Here is a 14,141-nt window from a genome sequence, read left to right on the forward strand (position 1 = left end):
GGGGTGCTCCTGGTCGGTTCTCACGGTGGGTCTCACCGCGGGTCTCGCGGTGGCGGACGATGAGCATGGTCCGCTGAAGGTGAGGTTAGGCTAACCAACGTGTCCAACCCTCATCGCCGCCGTCTCACCGCGGGGAGCCGCCGCGTCGCCGCCGCCCTCGTCGCCGTCGTCGCCCTCCTCACGGCCTGCTCCCCGGCACCGGGGGCGTCGTCCTCGGCGCCGACGCGGACCGTGACCGACGCCCGGGGCCGGGAGGTCGACATCCCCGTCGCCCCCGCCCGGGTGGTCACGCTGAGCGAGCCCACCACGGACGCCGCGTTCGCCATCGGCGTGGTGCCCGTCGGGGCCACGGCGGCGCGCGGGCAGGCGGCCCGGCTCGCGGGCTACCTGCCCGCGGAGGCGGCGGACGTCACGGTCGTCGGCAGCCTCGGCTCGCCGCAGCTCGAGCAGCTCGTGGCGCTCGGCCCTGACCTCATCCTCACCGACGGCACCGCCGTCAACGACGACGTCCTCCTCGGCAAGCTGCAGGCCATCGCGCCCACCCTCTGGGTCGGCGAGGCCGGCAACACCGACTGGCAGGCCGGGCTGCGCGCCGTCGGCGACGCCCTCGGCAAGGCCGACGCCGCGACGGCGTTCGTCACGAGCTACGACGCCGAGGCCGCCCGGGTCCGCGACGGGCTCGGCGCGAACGCCGGCGCGCGGGTGTCGATCGTGCGCTGGGGACTGTCCACCGGCGCGTTCCTGCCGCAGAGCACCTTCCCCGCGAAGATCCTCGCCGACCTCGGGCTGACCCGCCCGGCCGGCCAGGACGTCGCGGGCAACGGCCACTCCGAGCAGGTCAGCGCCGAGAACGTCGGCGTGCTCGACGGCGACTGGATGTTCTTCTGCACCCTCGGCGGCGCGGCCGGACCCGAGACGGCCGCCGACGGCGGCGGGGCCACCGGCGTCGCCGCGAGCGAGGCCGCCCTGGCCACGGCCGCCGCACGGGCGGTCGGCTTCACCGACCTCACGGCCTACCGGTCCGGGCGCGTCGTGCCCGTCGACGGCAGCGCCTGGGGCAGCGCCGGCGGGCCGCTGGCCGCCTGGCAGATCCTCACCGACGTCGACGACAACCTCGTCGGCTGACCACCCCACCCCTGGAGCTCTTCGTGAAGACCCTTCGTGCCCGTCGCGCCGTCGGCGCGCTCGCCCTCGCCGCGGCCACCGTCCTCGCCGGCGCCGTCGCCGGCCCGCAGCACGCCGCGCAGGCGGCCGAGTGCACCACGCCCCGCGCCGACAGCCCGTCCGGGGCCACGCTCACGGTGACCTCGGGCGTCGTCGCGCCCGGCGGGACCGTCGCCGTGACCGGGACCGGGTTCGAGCGCACCGACACCGACGGCCTCGGCCAGACGCTCGCGTTCAAGCTCAACGACCAGCTCCAGTGGTCCACGACGCTCAAGGCCGACGACGACGGCGCGGTCTCCGGCACGCTCAGCCTCGCCGACCTGCCCGCCGACGACGTGGCCACGGTCGTGGACGCCGCGTGCGGCAAGGCGTGGGTCCGCGTCCTCGTGGGCTCGAGCGCCCCGGGGACATGGCGCCGAACCGCTCCGTGCACGCCATGTTCGAGATCGCGGCCGCGGCCGCGGCGGACCCGACGCCTGGCCCGACGCCGACGGCGGCGCCCACGAGCGGCGGCACGAGCGGCGGCACGACGAGCGCCGCGGCCGCGGCGGGCGGGCAGCTCCCCCAGACCGGCATCGAGGACGCCCCGGCGGTCGCGTGGGTCGCCGGGCTGCTCGCCGTCGCCGCCCTGGCGTTCGCCGCGGACCGCGGGCTCCGCCGCCGAGCGGGCCGGGCGCGCGCCTGACCCGGGTCGCCGGGCCCGGCGTCAGCGGCCGGGGCCGGCGATCTCCAGGTCGTCCGCGACGTGCTGGGCCATGAGGAGCGCCGCGCGCTCGGCGTCGCCGGCCTCGATGGCGGCGAGGATCTGGCCGTGGTCGTGGCGGCGGCTCTCCTCGCCCGAGGCGTAGATCACCACGCCCAGGCTGATGACCTTCCGCAGGGCGGCGAGCACACCCGCGTAGGCGTCGGGCAGCAGGCGCGTGCCCGTGGCCTCGAAGACGAGCGCGTGGAACTCCTGCGGCGTCCGGCCCTGCTCTCGCTCGGCGGGCGCCCCTGCGCCGAGCCGGTCGTTCGCCTCGTGCGCCGCCCGGAGCCGCGCGACGTGGTCGTCGGTGCGGTGCCGCGCGGCGAGGCGGGCCGCCTCGACCTCGAGACCCCGGCGGTAGGCGAGCACCTCGGCGAGCTCGTAGTCGTGGACGGACTCGGCGAGCACCGCAGCCACGGGCGTGCGGGCGCGCACGTAGGTGCCGCGTCCCGGCAGCGTCTCGAGCATCCCCATGCTCGCGAGCGACCGGACGGCCTCACGGACCGTCATCTTGCCGACGCCGAGGAGCTCCATGAGCTCGGTCTCGACCGGGATGCGGGAGCCGACGGGCCACTCCCCCGACGTGATGCGCCGTCGCAGGTACGCGAACGCGCGACGGGCACGGTCAGATCCGGACGAGGTGTTCATCGCGGCCGATTCTGGCACACGCCCTCCGCGGGGCGCGGGGACACGCGCCTCAGTCGTCCCCGAGGTCGACGGCGTGGTGGTCGAGGCCCGCCTCGCCGCGCTTCCAGTAGCCGTCCACGTGGACCTGCGCCCTCGGCAGGCCGAGCTCGTGGCGCAGGTACTGGCGCACGGGCCGCATCGCGGTGGCCTCGCCGGCCGCGAAGGCGAACCAGTCGTCGTCCTGCGGCGGCGTCCAGGCCCGCAGCGCGCGCTCGAGCCGGTCCGCCTCCGGGTGCGCGCCGCGGTGCACCCAGACGATCTCGACGCCCTCGCGCGACGCGATCCGCTGCTCCTCGGCCGCGTCCTCGACCTCGAGGATCGCGGTGGCCCGCGCGCCGTCCGGCAGCTCCTCCAGCAGGCGGGAGATCGCGGGCAGGGCCGTGGCGTCGCCGACGGCGAGGTAGCAGGGGTAGCCGTGCGGGAAGAGCACGTTGCCGCGCGGGCCGAGCACCCCGAGGCCGTCCCCGGGCCGCGCGGACGAGGCCCATCGGCTCGCGACGCCGTGCCCGTGGAGCACGAGGTCGAGCGTGAGCTCGCGGGCCTCGGCGTCCCAGGCCCGCACGGTGTAGTCCCGCACGGCCGGGCGGGTCCCGTCCGGGTTCCGCAGCCCGCCGGGGCCCGGCTGGGGCAGCAGGAGCTCGCCGGTCGCCGGGTCCGGGAACACGACCTTGACGTGGTCGGTCGGCGCGAGGTCCGCCCACGGGAAGCCCGCGTCGAGGTCGGCGCCGCCCAGCACGACCCGGCGGTAGCGCGGCGTCACGTCCTCGACGCGCACGACGTGCAGGACGCGGCGTCCCAGCGTGCCGACGGGACGACGCACGACGGCGCGCGCGTCACGGTCCAGGGCAGGTGTGGTGGTCACCGCGCGAGCCTAGCCCACAACACCGGATCGAAGTTAGGAAAGCCTTCCCTATAGCCTGCACCGCATGGTCTCCCCGTTCGCGACCCCGCCCGCCGGGGCGTCCGCCCGCGCGCTCTCGATCCCGCCGCACGTCGCACGCCCCGCCGCGGTCCCCCACGGCCGGTCCGCGCGCGTCGAGGCGCTGCGGGCCGCCCTGGCGGCCGGCGCCGGCAGGGACGCCGTCGAGGCCTTCTGGGCGGAGGTCACGGAGCGCGGCACGCCGCTCGTCGAGGGCACGGGACCCGTCCGGGACTACACGTTCGTGCACCGCGGCGCCGCGCGGCGGGTCGCCGTCGTGGTCAACAAACTCGTCGACGACACGACCTTCACCGAGGCGCTGCTCGAGCCCGTCGCGGGCACCGACGTCTGGGCCCTGACGCTGCGCCTGGGGGCCGGCTGGCGCGGCAGCTACACGCTCGCGGTCGACGACGGCGGCGCCCCGTCGGTCACGGCGTCCGCGCAGGCCGTCCTCGAGCAGCGACGGGCACGGTCGCGCGCGGTCACGGAGCCCGAGCGGCACGCCGCCGTCGACGCGTGGTACGACCTGCTCCTCCACACCCGGCCCGACCCGCACGCACGGGAGCGCGGGCGGCAGGGTTCGGTCGCGTCCGGACCCGAGGCGCCGCGGCCGGTGCCGCTGCTGCCGGCACCGCGCGCCGGGCGGCTCGTGCCCGTCCGCGGCGGACCGCGGCCGGCGTGGTGGCACGTGCCCGCGGTCGAGCCAGGCCCGGACGGCTGGGACGTCCTGGTGCTGCTCGACGGTGAGCAGCGGGTCGCCGGCGAGACGGCGACCCTCGACGCGTGGTCCGCCTCGGGCGTCCTGCCGCCCACGGCCACGCTGCTGCTGGGCCACGGCCCCCTGGAGGACCGCGTCGCGGACCTCACCTGCAACCCGCGCCTGGTCGCCGACGTCCTGCGGCTGGTCGACGACGCCCCCGGCACGCTCGGCGCCCCCGTGACCCGCAACCCGAGGCGCACGACCATCGCCGGGCAGTCGCTCGGCGGGCTCACGGCCCTCTACGCCCAGTGCCTCGCGCCGGACCGGTTCGGCGTCTCCGTGTGCCAGTCCGGGTCGCTGTGGTGGCCCAACCCCGCCGGGGGCGAGCCGGCCGAGTGGCTCACGCGCACGATCGCCCGCTCCGGCGTCCGGCTGGGGCGGGTCCACCTCGAGGTGGGGCGTGGCGAGTGGGTGCTGCTCGAGCCGACGCGCCGCCTGCGGGCGGTCCTGGCCGACCGGTGCGAGGCCCTCCGCTACGAGGAGTACGACGGCGGCCACGACGCGGCCTGCTGGGAGACCAGCCTGCCCCACGCGCTACGTCGTGTCACGGCGGCGCGGTGATCTGCCGCACCCATGGCGACAAGTAATAGGAAAGGATCGCGTGCCGTTACTCGCATTGTCGGGATTGTCAGCGCCACCCAGGTGCAGTGCGGCATTTCCTCGCTATTCTCGGTGCTATCAGCGACACGCGGTACGCCGCTGAGCCCGATCCGGAGAGAGACCCGAGGAGCGACGCTCATGAGCACCCTGATGGACATGCCCACGGTCACCGAGTGCTCGGTGGACGGCTGCGGCTTCAACCACGACCACGGCTGCCACGCGGGCGCCGTCACCATCGCCGGCCACACGGGCGACGCCTCGTGCGCCACGTTCATCCCGCTCAGCACGAAGGGCGGCCTCGAGAAGGTCCTCGCCCACGTCGGCGCCTGCCAGCGGATGGAGTGCGCGTACAACGACCACCTCGAGTGCGGCGCGAGCGAGATCCGCGTGGGCGCGGGTCAGGACAGCCCCCAGCACCCGGACTGCCTCACCTTCACCGCGAAGGCCTGAGGACCCGCCGCCAGGCTCCCCCGGCGCGGCCTCGTCCGTGGTGCGCACGCCGCGGACGAGTCCACGCTGCGAACCACACAGGGTGACGAAATTGGTTCACCCATGATGCAGAATGCGAGGACGCGCTCGCCTTGCGGCAGGGTGCGACACCCGCCCGGAGCACGACAAGGACCTCTCCTAGAATGGGTGCCAGGCCCATTCTCCCGAGAGGAGCGCACGATGTCCGGACCAGCACCTTTTGAGTTCGCCAGGATGCACAGCCCCATTCTCAGCGGCGGAGAGTTCGCCGTGGACAGCATCGGCTCCGGCCTGGCTCACGCGTCGATCGAGAACGCCGCCAACGAGTCAGCCACGATCGCGCGGGTCCTGCGGGTGGCCATGGCCGTCCTCGCCCTCGCGGCGGTCGCGCTGATCCTCGTCATGCCGATGGTCGTCCGCTGACGACGCCGCCGGGGCGCGCGGTCCCGGCGGCGGCCCGTCCCACGTCCACACCGGCATCGGGAGGTCGGCGGGGATCGACTCCACGGTCTCGTACTCGTGGTTGAGCACCTGCGTCGCCCACGTGAACCAGAGCGTGAGCGTGGCGCGGAGGGCGTCGTCGTCCGGGACCGCGGCGTCGTCGAGCGCGAGCTCGAAGCACGCGACCGCCCGGGCGTCCATCTCGTCGTGCGGGCCGTTGCCCGAGTGCACCGCCACGACCGACGCGTGCGCCCCCGTCGAGCCCGTGAACGTCGCCGGGCCGCCGAGCTGCTCGGCCCAGTACGCGGCCAGCCGCTCGTCGTGCCGCGGGTGGACCGGCCGGTGGAACGCGTGCGCCACGACGGGGTCGGCCAGCACGCGCGCGTGCCAGGCCCGGGCGAGCGCGAGCACCACGGGCATGCCGCCCATCGCGTCGTAGACCGTCCGCGCCATGCGTCCAACGTCGCACGCCGTCGACGCGGCCGCAGCGTGTCGGACGGCCCGGCTAGGTTTCCCGCATGTCGTCCCTGAGCCTGCGCGTCCTGCCCGACCGGTTCGTCGTCGGTCACCTGCCCGCCGCGACGTTCCCCGAGGACGACGAGTGGGTCGCGCTGGTGCGCGCGCCCGAGGGGCTGACCGTCGTCGCCCACGCCTCGCCGTTCGGGAGGGACGGGGAGCGGTGGGCCGGCGTCTACGGCGATCCGCACGGGCTCGACGTGCCCGGCATGCTCGCCGCCGTCGTCGGGCCGCTCGCCGCCGCCGGGGTTCCCGTGTTCGTGGCGTCGACCTTCCACGCCGACCTGGTGCTGGTCCCCGAGGACCGGCTCGCCACCGCCGTCGACGTGCTCGCCGACGCGGGGCATCAGGTCGCGTGACGCGGCGGGGCCCGCTCCGGCGCCGTCTGCCTCGTTCCCGGGCGGGTTTCGCCCCGTGGCGCCCGTTCCCAAGGGCCCTGCCAGGTTCGCTCCTTACCGTCGCCGGAACGCAAGGCAGAGACGTGAGGAGAACGAGATGGGTATGACGACGTGGTGGCTGGTCGCCCCCGTCCTGTGCGGGTTCTGGCTGGTGCTCGTCGGTGCGATCGTGTGGATGTCGGTCGCGCTCGCCAAGGCGCTGCGCGCCCGCCGTGCGGCCGAGACGCCGTCCAGGGCGACCGCGGGCGAGACCCCCCTCGCCACGCTCCAGCGCCGGCTCGCGCTCGGCGAGGTCGACGTCGAGACCTACGAGCGCTCGGTCGCGGCGCTCGAGCGCACGACACCGGCACCGGCCGCCGAGACGACGGGAGACGCCCGATGAGCACGACGCGTGACCGCAAGATCCCCCTGCTGATCGGCGGGATCGTCGTCGCCGGCGGGCTGCTGCTGTCGTCCCTCGGCGTGACGGCCGTCATCGCCGGCCACGCCAAGATGGGCGTGCTCGACGACGTCCCGGCGCGCGTCGCGATGCGTCGCGACGGGGACCGCGCGACCGAGCGCGGCCAGCGCGGCGTCTGGCACCCGTTCGAGGGCCGCACCTCCGAGCGCTCGGGCACGGAGTCGGTCCACCCCGGGCACCGGTTCGGCATCGTGGTGCCCGGCACGCCCGGCAGCGGCGCCGAGCGCGGGGCGACCGGGAGCGGCAACGCCCCGGCGACGCCCGCGCCGGCCCCCACGGACGTCCCGCCCGCGCAGGGCTGACCCCGGTCGACGACGCCCCGCCGCGAGACGCACGGTCTCGCGGCGGGGCGTCGTCGCGCTCCGGCGTCTCTCGGCGGCGGCAAACCCGCTGGCGAGGCGGACGACACAAACTTACGGTGGCGTAACCTACGGCACCGTAGGTTACCGTTGGACCGTGAAAGCCACCCCGCACACCGTCGCCGTCCCCGACTGGCCGCTGCCCGCCGTCCTGGACCGGGCGGCGAGGGAGCACCCCGAGCGCGTCGCGCTCGACTTCTTCGGCGCGGCGACGACCTACCGCCAGCTCGCCGACACCGTCGCCCGTGCGGCGAGCGTGCTCGCCGCACGAGGCGTGCGGGCTGGTGACCGGGTGGCCATCGCCCTGCCCAACAGCCCCAGCCACGTCGTCGCGTTCTGGGCGGTGCTCCGCCTCGGCGGCGTCGTCGTCGAGCTCAACCCGACCCTCGGCGCCGCCGAGACCGCACGCCTCGTCGCGGACTCCGGCGCGCACGTCGTCCTGGCCTGGGCGAAGACCGCGGCGAGCGTCGCCGCGGAGCTGCCCGACGCCGACGTCGTCACCGTGGACGTCAGCCGCGACCTGCCGAAGGTCAAGCAGTGGGCGCTGCGCCTCCCGGTCCGCTCCGCGCGGGCCCAGCGCGACGCCCTCGTCGGGACGCCGCCCGCGGACGGCGCGCGGTGGCATGCGCTCGTGGCCGCCGCCGCGCCCCTGCCGGGCGAGCACCCCTCCCCCGCCCCCGAGGACCTCGCCGTCCTCATCTACACCGGCGGCACGACGGGCGACCCCAAGGCCGTGATGCTCCGCCACCGCCACCTCACGGTCAACGCCGTCCAGGGCCAGGCGTGGACCGGCCACGACGCCGCCGCGGCCGAGGTGTTCTACGGGGTGCTGCCCTACTTCCACGCGTTCGGCCTGCAGCTGTGCCTCGTCTACGCCACGGTGGTGGCCGCGACCGTCGTGGTCCTGCCGAAGTTCGACGTGCGCACGTTCCTCGCAGCGCAGCGTCGCCGGCCCGGCACCTTCCTGCCCGCCGTCCCGCCCATGCTCGCCCGGCTCACGACGGCCGCGCGGGAGAAGCAGGCCGACCTCGGCAGCTTCCGCATCGCGATCTCCGGCTCGATGGCCCTGCCCGCCGAGACCGCGCAGGCGTGGGAGGCGCTCACGGGCGGCCTCGTCATCGAGGGCTACGGCATGACGGAGACGTCGCCCGTCGCGCTCGGCAGCCCGCTCGACGAGCGTCGGCGCCCCGGCGCGCTCGGCCTGCCGTTCCCCTCGACGCAGATCCGCGTCGCGAACCCCGACGACCCCGCGCTGGACGTCGCCCCCGGCGAGCGGGGCGAGCTCCTCATCGCGGGCCCGCAGGTCTTCGACGGCTACTGGAACCGGCCCGAGGACACCGCGGCCGCGCTCCTGCCCGGCGGCTGGCTGCGCACCGGCGACATCGTCACGGTCGACGACGACGGGTTCGTGACCCTCGTCGACCGGACCAAGGAGGTCATCGTCACGGGCGGGTTCAAGGTCTACCCGTCGCAGGTCGAGGACCGGCTGCGGGCCATGCCCGAGATCGAGGACGTCGCCGTCGTCGGGATGCCCGCCGGTGACCTCGGCGAGCGGGTCGTCGCCGCGATCGTGCTCGCCAAGGGCGTGACGTCGCTCGACCTGACCACGGTGCGCGAGTGGGCCTCCGCGAACCTCGCGAGGTACGCGCTGCCGCGCGGCCTCGTCGTCGTGACGGAGCTGCCGCACTCGGCCATCGGCAAGGTCATGCGCCGCGTGGTCCGCGAGCGCCTGCTCACCTCGATGCCGGCGTAGGCGGCGACCGCCGTGGCGACCGGGCGCGTGGTGCTCATGTGCGGCCCCGCCGGCTCGGGCAAGTCGACGTACGCGCGGCGGCTCGAGCAGGCCGGGTACGTGCGGCTGTCGATCGACGAGGCCGCGTGGGCTGCGGGGCACCGCGAGCAGCCGCTGCCCGAGCCGGTGCGGCAGGCGTTCGAGCGCGAGGTCCAGGAACGCCTCGTGACGCTCGCGACGCAGGGCGCCGACGTCGTCGTCGACCTGTCGTTCTGGTCGCGGCGCATGCGCGACACGTACCGCGGGCTGCTCGCCCCGACGGGCGTGGTCCCGGAGACGGTGTACCTGGCGACGCCGCGCGACGTCGTGCTGCGTCGCGTCGCCGCGCGGGACGGCGCGACCGCGAACGACGTGCGGCTCGACGCCGCGACGGCGGCGCTGTACGTCGACCACTTCGAGCCGCCCACGCCGGACGAGGGCCCGCTCACGGTGATCGACGGCGGGTGAGACCCCCCGCTACGGTGCTCGCATGGCAGCCGTCAGGACGTTCCAGGTGACCTTCGACTGCGCCGACCCGGAGCACCTCGTCCGCTTCTGGTGCGAGGTGCTGGGGTACGAGCCGCAGGGCTCGGAGAACGCGGTGGACCCCACGGGCGTCGGGCCGCGGCTCTACTTCCAGCGCGTGCCCGAGGGCAAGGTGGTCAAGAACCGCGTCCACCTCGACGTGCGCGTGGGCTCGGGCCTGGTGGGCGCCGAGCGCCTCGCCACGCTGCAGGCCGAGCGGGCCCGGCTCGAGGCGCTCGGCGCGACGCACTTCCGCACGCTCCTCGCCGACGACGAGAACGAGTCGTGCATCGTCATGCTCGACGTCGAGGGCAACGAGTTCTGCCTCGACTGAGGACCCGCCGTCAGGCCGCCCGCTCTCCGGTGGGGCGGCCCGTCGTCGCGTGCCGGTCAGGCGTCGTCGCCGGCGAGGAACTCCTGGAGCGTCGTCGAGGTGAGCGTCTCGCCGGTCGCGTCGTCGACGAACGAGACCGTGACGTCGACGTCGTCGGCGGCGACGCCGTCGAACTGCTGGTGGAGGCCGCCCACCAGGAACAGGCTCACGGCGTAGAACGGCTCGAAGTCGGTGAAGCGCGCGCCGTCGACACGGACGGTGAACCGGTCGAACCTGTCGCTCGCCTCGATCGCGGTGAACGAGTTGTCGCCGCTGGTCAGCTCCGTGATCGCCTGGTCGATCGCGCCGGAGAAGCCGTCGAGCATCTCCTGGTGGCGGGCGGGCGTCATGGTGTAGACGACGTCGCCGTCGGCGGTGACGCGCGCCGCGATCCCCTGGCTCATCGCCTCGGCGACGACGTCCTCGTCGGTCCAGGAGCCGTCGGGGTCGAGCAGGTCGCGGCTGACGGTCACGTCGACCGTCGTGCGGCCCTCCTCAGGCGTCACCGACGTCGTCGGCGTCGTCGTGCCGTCCGCGTCGGACGTGCCGCCGCCGCAGGCGGCGAGGGTGACCGTCAGCACGCCGACGACGGCGACGGCGATCGACTTGCGGAACGTGCTCACGGGAACACCTCTCGGGCGCTGGGCTCGCGCCGGGCGCGGCGCTGGGGTCGGGTCCAGTAGACCGCCCGCTGCGTCGCCACTCAGGGGCCGGTGTGCGCCGTGAGCGTCGGTTCGGCACCGATTGCGCGGTGCCGGGCGTGTTCCGGGCGCACGAAGGCCCCGGCGCGCGCGAGGACGCGTCCGGGGCCTTGCGCTCGACCTCGCCGCTCCGCCGTCGCGGGCGCCCGCTCCCTCGCCGTCACGAGGGGCGGTCGCGAGACCCACCCGTTCTTCCAAGGCCGTGACCTCGGGGCCCGCGGGCGCCAGTTGTCACCGGTGCCCGTCGAACCTGGGTCGCCCACCGCCGCCGACCGGCCGAGCCGACGGTCCCCGGGCCCGGCACGTAGCCAGACGACCTCGGGAAAGCAGGTCTTCCCGCACCCCTGTCATGACCGGGGCCGGCCGGCCCGTCGGCTCTCGCCTCCGGACCGCCCTGCGGGCTCCCACCGCTCTCGCGGCGAGGAGCCCTACGATGCCCGACGCCGGCGCCGGGCCGCGAGCCCGCTGACCGCCCCGCGCGCGGTGCCGCGTCGCCGAACGGCGCCCGCACCCGTGGGACACTCGGCACGTGCGCATCACGGCCAAGATCGACTACGCAGTCCGCCTCTGCGTGGAGCTCGCCGCGCGGTACGACGGCGGCCAGTACGCCAAGTCCGACGACCTCGCGACGGCGCAGCAGATCCCCGCGAACTACGTGCTGGGGCTCCTCAACACGCTCAAGCAGACGGGCCTGGTGGAGACGCGGCGCGGGGCGGACGGCGGGGCGCGCCTCGCCGCTCCCCCGGTCGAGATCGCGGTGGCCGACGTGATCCGTGCGATCGACGGCCCGCTCGCCAGCCTGGGCGGCCGGCACGTCGAGGACGTCACCTACCCCGGCGCGTCGGCACCGGTGCGGGACGTGTGGGTGGCCCTGCGGGTCGCGATGCGGTCGGTGCTCGACGTCGTCACGCTCGCCGACGTGCTGGCCGGGACGATGCCCGCCCCCGTCGACGCGCTGCTCGCGGGCGACGACGCGTGGCGCACGCGGCCCAACGGCCGCGCCGTGGTGCGGGCGGCGGAGCGCTCCCCGCGCTGACCCGTCTCAGCCGGCAAGACACCTGCCCCTTCTGGAGTCCCTCGCTCCACTTCGGTCGTACGGTCCTGGCATGCGCTCCTCGCGTCGACTCGTCGCCGCCCGCCGACGGCACCTCGCCCTCGGCTGTCGTCGTCGCGGCTGACCCCGACCACGACCACCGCCCGACCACGCGGGCCCCCACCTCCAGGAGCTGATCGACCATGCGTTCGCCTCGCCATGCCCTCCTCGTCCCCGCAGCGGCTCCGCTGCTCGCCACCGCCGGCGGTGCCCGATGAGCGCCCCGGCGACCGGCGTCGTCGTCCTCGTCGGCAACCCGCGCCCCGGCTCCCGCACCCGCGCGGCCGCGGAGGCCGTCGCAGAGCGCGTCGCCACGCGCCTGCGGATCGCGGGCGCGCCCACGACCGTCGAGCTGGCCGACCTGGCCGGCGAGGTCCTCGCACCCGCGCACCCGCGCGCCGACGAGGCGCTGCGGACGGTCGCGGCCGCCCGCCTGCTCGTCGTCGCCACCCCGGTCTACAAGGGCTCGTACACGGGGCTGCTCAAGGCGTTCCTCGACCTGTACGGACCCGACGGCCTGGCGGGCGTCCCCGCCGTCCCGCTCGTGGTGTCGGCCAGCCCGGGGCACCAGCACGCGGGCGAGACCCACCTGCTGCCGCTGCTCGCCGAGCTCGGCGCCGACGTCCCCGACGTCGCGCTCGCCCTGCTCGAGAGCCAGCTGCCCGACGCGGGCGTGCACGCCGACCTGTGGCTCGACGAGCTCCCGTGGGCCGACCGCACGCTCGTCGGCCCCACCGGCTGACCCGCCGGGAGACACGAACCGACGCCACGGCCCGGGCCCAAAAGGCGCCCTCGCCACCACGGCCTCCGGTGGTCCGGGAAACACTGGTCCGACCAGCGTTTCCGCCCGCCACCGGAGGCCGTTCGCATGTCGCCAGAAGTGATCTCGGTCCTCGTCCTCGCCGCGCTCTTCGTCGTCGCGACGGTGCGGAACGTCCACCTGGGCGCCGCGGCCCTCGCCGCCTCCTGGCTGGTCGGCACCCTGGTGTTCGGCGTCGACGTCGAGACGGTCGTCGCCGGCTTCCCGGCCGGGCTCTTCCTCACGCTCGTCGGCGTGACCTACCTGTTCGCGTTCGCGGAGAAGGCCGGGGCGATCAGCGCGATCGTCTACGCGGCCGTCCGCCTGGTCGGCGGGCGGATCAGCCTCATCCCGTGGGTCATGTTCGTCGTCACCGCGCTCATCACGTCGGTCGGCGCGCTCACGCCGGCAGCCGCGGCGATCGTCGGGCCCATCGCGATGGGGCTGGCCAAGCGGCACAAGATCCACCCCGTGCTCATGGGCATGGCCGTCATCCAGGGCGCGTCGGCCGGGTCGTTCTCCCCCATGGGCGTCTACGGCGTCGTCATCAACACGATCGTGGCGAAGCACGACCTGCCGTCGGACCCCGCGCTCCTGTTCGGCGTGAGCTTCGCGTTCATCCTGGCCACCGTCGCTGTCGCGTTCCTCGCCTTCGGCGGCCTCGCGCTCGTCCGCGCCGACCGCCGCACCGACGCCGGGCACGCGCCCGTGCTCGACCGGCCCACGGTCGACGCCAAGCTCGTCTGGTCGCTCGTCGCCATCGTCGCCCTGGGCGTCGAGGCGTTCGTGTTCCAGCACGACGTCGGGTTCGTCGCACTGCTCCTCGTCGTCGTCCTCTCGGCGATCTTCTCCAAGACCGCCCAGGGCGCCGTCAGCAACGTCTGCTGGCCCACCGCGCTGCTCGTGTGCGGCGTGGTCACGTACGTGAACCTGCTCCAGAGCCAGGGCGTGGTCGACTGGCTCGGCAGCTCGGTGGCCGCGATCGGGGCGCCGCTGCTCGCCGCGCTCCTGATCCTCTTCATCGCGGCGGTCGTCAGCGCGCTCGCGTCCACGACGGGCATCCTCGGCGCGCTCGTGCCGCTCGCCGTCCCGTTCCTCATGACGGGCGAGGTCTGGGCGATCGGCCTCGTCGCGGCGCTCGCCGTCTCGGCGTCCGTGGTGGACTGCTCGCCGTTCTCCACGAACGGCGCGCTCATGGTCGCGTACACCGAGGAGCGGGAGCGCGACAACGCCTACAGACAGTTCCTGCGGTGGGGCGCGGCGCTCGTGGTCGTCGCACCCGTCGCCTCCTGGGGCGTCCTGGTGGTCGTCCCGTCGCTGTGAGCCCTTTCCGCAGGTCGGGCATGCTGCGATGATGCGCGC

17 protein-coding genes are annotated in these 14,141 nt (G+C 75.2%); 13 read left to right on the forward strand and 4 right to left on the reverse strand.

From position 1 onward, the window contains the following. Nucleotides 1-99 precede the first annotated feature (99 nt). Nucleotides 100-1,125, forward strand: a complete 1,026-nt coding sequence (locus ET471_RS15590; RefSeq protein ID WP_129189798.1) for an ABC transporter substrate-binding protein — start codon at nt 100-102, stop codon at nt 1,123-1,125. Between the two features lie 475 nt (nt 1,126-1,600). Beyond that, nucleotides 1,601-1,849, forward strand: coding sequence for an LPXTG cell wall anchor domain-containing protein (locus ET471_RS15595; RefSeq protein ID WP_165350516.1), 249 nt, complete (start codon nt 1,601-1,603; stop codon nt 1,847-1,849). 21 nt (nt 1,850-1,870) lie between these two features. On the opposite strand, the gene ET471_RS15600 is transcribed toward ET471_RS15595, so the two are convergent. Both ET471_RS15600 and ET471_RS15605 read right to left on the reverse strand, forming a co-directional pair. After that, nucleotides 1,871-2,557, reverse strand: a complete 687-nt coding sequence (locus ET471_RS15600; protein ID WP_129189802.1) for a FadR/GntR family transcriptional regulator — start codon at nt 2,555-2,557, stop codon at nt 1,871-1,873. A 49-nt stretch (nt 2,558-2,606) separates the two neighbouring features. Further along, nucleotides 2,607-3,458, reverse strand: a complete 852-nt coding sequence (locus tag ET471_RS15605; protein ID WP_207207286.1) for a siderophore-interacting protein — start codon at nt 3,456-3,458, stop codon at nt 2,607-2,609. Nucleotides 3,459-3,522: 64 nt separating this feature from the next. Here ET471_RS15605 and ET471_RS15610 point away from each other — a divergent pair, with 64 nt between their 5' ends. Continuing rightward, nucleotides 3,523-4,836 (forward strand): enterochelin esterase domain-containing protein, encoded by a 1,314-nt coding sequence (locus ET471_RS15610; RefSeq protein WP_129189804.1) that lies wholly within the window; start codon nt 3,523-3,525, stop codon nt 4,834-4,836. 177 nt (nt 4,837-5,013) lie between these two features. Further along, nucleotides 5,014-5,325 carry a DUF1540 domain-containing protein gene (locus ET471_RS15615; RefSeq protein ID WP_129189806.1) on the forward strand — a complete coding sequence of 104 codons (312 nt, stop codon included), beginning with the start codon at nt 5,014-5,016 and terminating at the stop codon, nt 5,323-5,325. 345 nt (nt 5,326-5,670) lie between these two features. Here the strand turns inward: ET471_RS15615 and ET471_RS15620 are convergent, their stop codons facing one another. Continuing rightward, nucleotides 5,671-6,237 (reverse strand): globin domain-containing protein, encoded by a 567-nt coding sequence (locus ET471_RS15620; RefSeq protein WP_129189808.1) that lies wholly within the window; start codon nt 6,235-6,237, stop codon nt 5,671-5,673. Between the two features lie 65 nt (nt 6,238-6,302). Between ET471_RS15620 and ET471_RS15625 the strand changes: the two genes are divergently transcribed. The 6 genes from ET471_RS15625 (at nt 6,303) to ET471_RS15650 (ending at nt 10,147) form a co-directional block, all read left to right on the forward strand. Further along, the gene (locus tag ET471_RS15625) at nt 6,303-6,659 is read left to right on the forward strand and encodes an ACT domain-containing protein (RefSeq protein ID WP_129189810.1); all 357 of its coding nucleotides are present in this window, start codon (nt 6,303-6,305) and stop codon (nt 6,657-6,659) included. Between the two features lie 136 nt (nt 6,660-6,795). Beyond that, a complete protein-coding gene (locus ET471_RS15630; RefSeq protein WP_207207287.1) occupies nt 6,796-7,080 on the forward strand; it encodes a hypothetical protein in 285 nt (94 codons plus the stop codon). Then, entirely contained in the window at nt 7,077-7,460 is a 384-nt protein-coding gene (locus ET471_RS15635) for a hypothetical protein (RefSeq protein ID WP_129189812.1), read from the forward strand. Before ET471_RS15630 ends, ET471_RS15635 begins: the two co-directional genes overlap by 4 nt. 154 nt (nt 7,461-7,614) lie before the next feature. Next, on the forward strand, nt 7,615-9,270 hold the full coding sequence (locus tag ET471_RS15640; protein WP_129189814.1) for an AMP-binding protein: 1,656 nt from the start codon (nt 7,615-7,617) through the stop codon (nt 9,268-9,270). A gap of 12 nt (nt 9,271-9,282) precedes the next feature. Further along, entirely contained in the window at nt 9,283-9,756 is a 474-nt protein-coding gene (locus ET471_RS15645; protein WP_242496322.1) for a P-loop nucleotide/nucleoside kinase family protein, read from the forward strand. 22 nt (nt 9,757-9,778) lie between these two features. Then, nucleotides 9,779-10,147, forward strand: coding sequence for a VOC family protein (locus ET471_RS15650; protein ID WP_129189816.1), 369 nt, complete (start codon nt 9,779-9,781; stop codon nt 10,145-10,147). 56 nt (nt 10,148-10,203) lie between these two features. Here ET471_RS15650 and ET471_RS15655 read toward each other — a convergent pair whose 3' ends face one another. Then, nucleotides 10,204-10,809, reverse strand: coding sequence for a hypothetical protein (locus ET471_RS15655; protein WP_129189817.1), 606 nt, complete (start codon nt 10,807-10,809; stop codon nt 10,204-10,206). Nucleotides 10,810-11,416: 607 nt separating this feature from the next. Here ET471_RS15655 and ET471_RS15660 point away from each other — a divergent pair. The 3 genes from ET471_RS15660 to ET471_RS15670 all read left to right on the forward strand — a co-directional run bounded on the left by ET471_RS15660 (nt 11,417) and on the right by ET471_RS15670 (nt 14,102). Continuing rightward, nucleotides 11,417-11,923 carry an RrF2 family transcriptional regulator gene (locus ET471_RS15660; RefSeq protein WP_129189819.1) on the forward strand — a complete coding sequence of 169 codons (507 nt, stop codon included), beginning with the start codon at nt 11,417-11,419 and terminating at the stop codon, nt 11,921-11,923. 271 nt (nt 11,924-12,194) lie between these two features. Next, a complete protein-coding gene (locus tag ET471_RS15665) occupies nt 12,195-12,722 on the forward strand; it encodes an NADPH-dependent FMN reductase (protein ID WP_129189821.1) in 528 nt (175 codons plus the stop codon). 126 nt (nt 12,723-12,848) lie between these two features. Continuing rightward, nucleotides 12,849-14,102, forward strand: a complete 1,254-nt coding sequence (locus tag ET471_RS15670; protein ID WP_129189824.1) for an SLC13 family permease — start codon at nt 12,849-12,851, stop codon at nt 14,100-14,102. Nucleotides 14,103-14,141 lie beyond the last annotated feature (39 nt).

The sequence above is a fragment of the Xylanimonas protaetiae genome (assembly GCF_004135385.1).
Taxonomy (GTDB): Bacteria; Actinomycetota; Actinomycetes; order Actinomycetales; family Cellulomonadaceae; genus Xylanimonas; species Xylanimonas protaetiae.

What these genes read in the sequence shown, in the direction of transcription:
- ET471_RS15595 (WP_165350516.1), top strand. Translation starts at nt 1,601, where the DNA reads ATGTTCGAGATCGCGGCCGCGGCCGCGGCGGACCCGACGCCTGGCCCG.
- ET471_RS15600 (WP_129189802.1), bottom strand. Translation starts at nt 2,557, where the DNA reads ATGAACACCTCGTCCGGATCTGACCGTGCCCGTCGCGCGTTCGCGTAC.
- ET471_RS15610 (WP_129189804.1), top strand. Translation starts at nt 3,523, where the DNA reads ATGGTCTCCCCGTTCGCGACCCCGCCCGCCGGGGCGTCCGCCCGCGCG.
- ET471_RS15615 (WP_129189806.1), top strand. Translation starts at nt 5,014, where the DNA reads ATGAGCACCCTGATGGACATGCCCACGGTCACCGAGTGCTCGGTGGAC.
- ET471_RS15620 (WP_129189808.1), bottom strand. Translation starts at nt 6,237, where the DNA reads ATGGCGCGGACGGTCTACGACGCGATGGGCGGCATGCCCGTGGTGCTC.
- ET471_RS15625 (WP_129189810.1), top strand. Translation starts at nt 6,303, where the DNA reads ATGTCGTCCCTGAGCCTGCGCGTCCTGCCCGACCGGTTCGTCGTCGGT.
- ET471_RS15630 (WP_207207287.1), top strand. Translation starts at nt 6,796, where the DNA reads ATGGGTATGACGACGTGGTGGCTGGTCGCCCCCGTCCTGTGCGGGTTC.
- ET471_RS15635 (WP_129189812.1), top strand. Translation starts at nt 7,077, where the DNA reads ATGAGCACGACGCGTGACCGCAAGATCCCCCTGCTGATCGGCGGGATC.
- ET471_RS15650 (WP_129189816.1), top strand. Translation starts at nt 9,779, where the DNA reads ATGGCAGCCGTCAGGACGTTCCAGGTGACCTTCGACTGCGCCGACCCG.
- ET471_RS15665 (WP_129189821.1), top strand. Translation starts at nt 12,195, where the DNA reads ATGAGCGCCCCGGCGACCGGCGTCGTCGTCCTCGTCGGCAACCCGCGC.
- ET471_RS15670 (WP_129189824.1), top strand. Translation starts at nt 12,849, where the DNA reads ATGTCGCCAGAAGTGATCTCGGTCCTCGTCCTCGCCGCGCTCTTCGTC.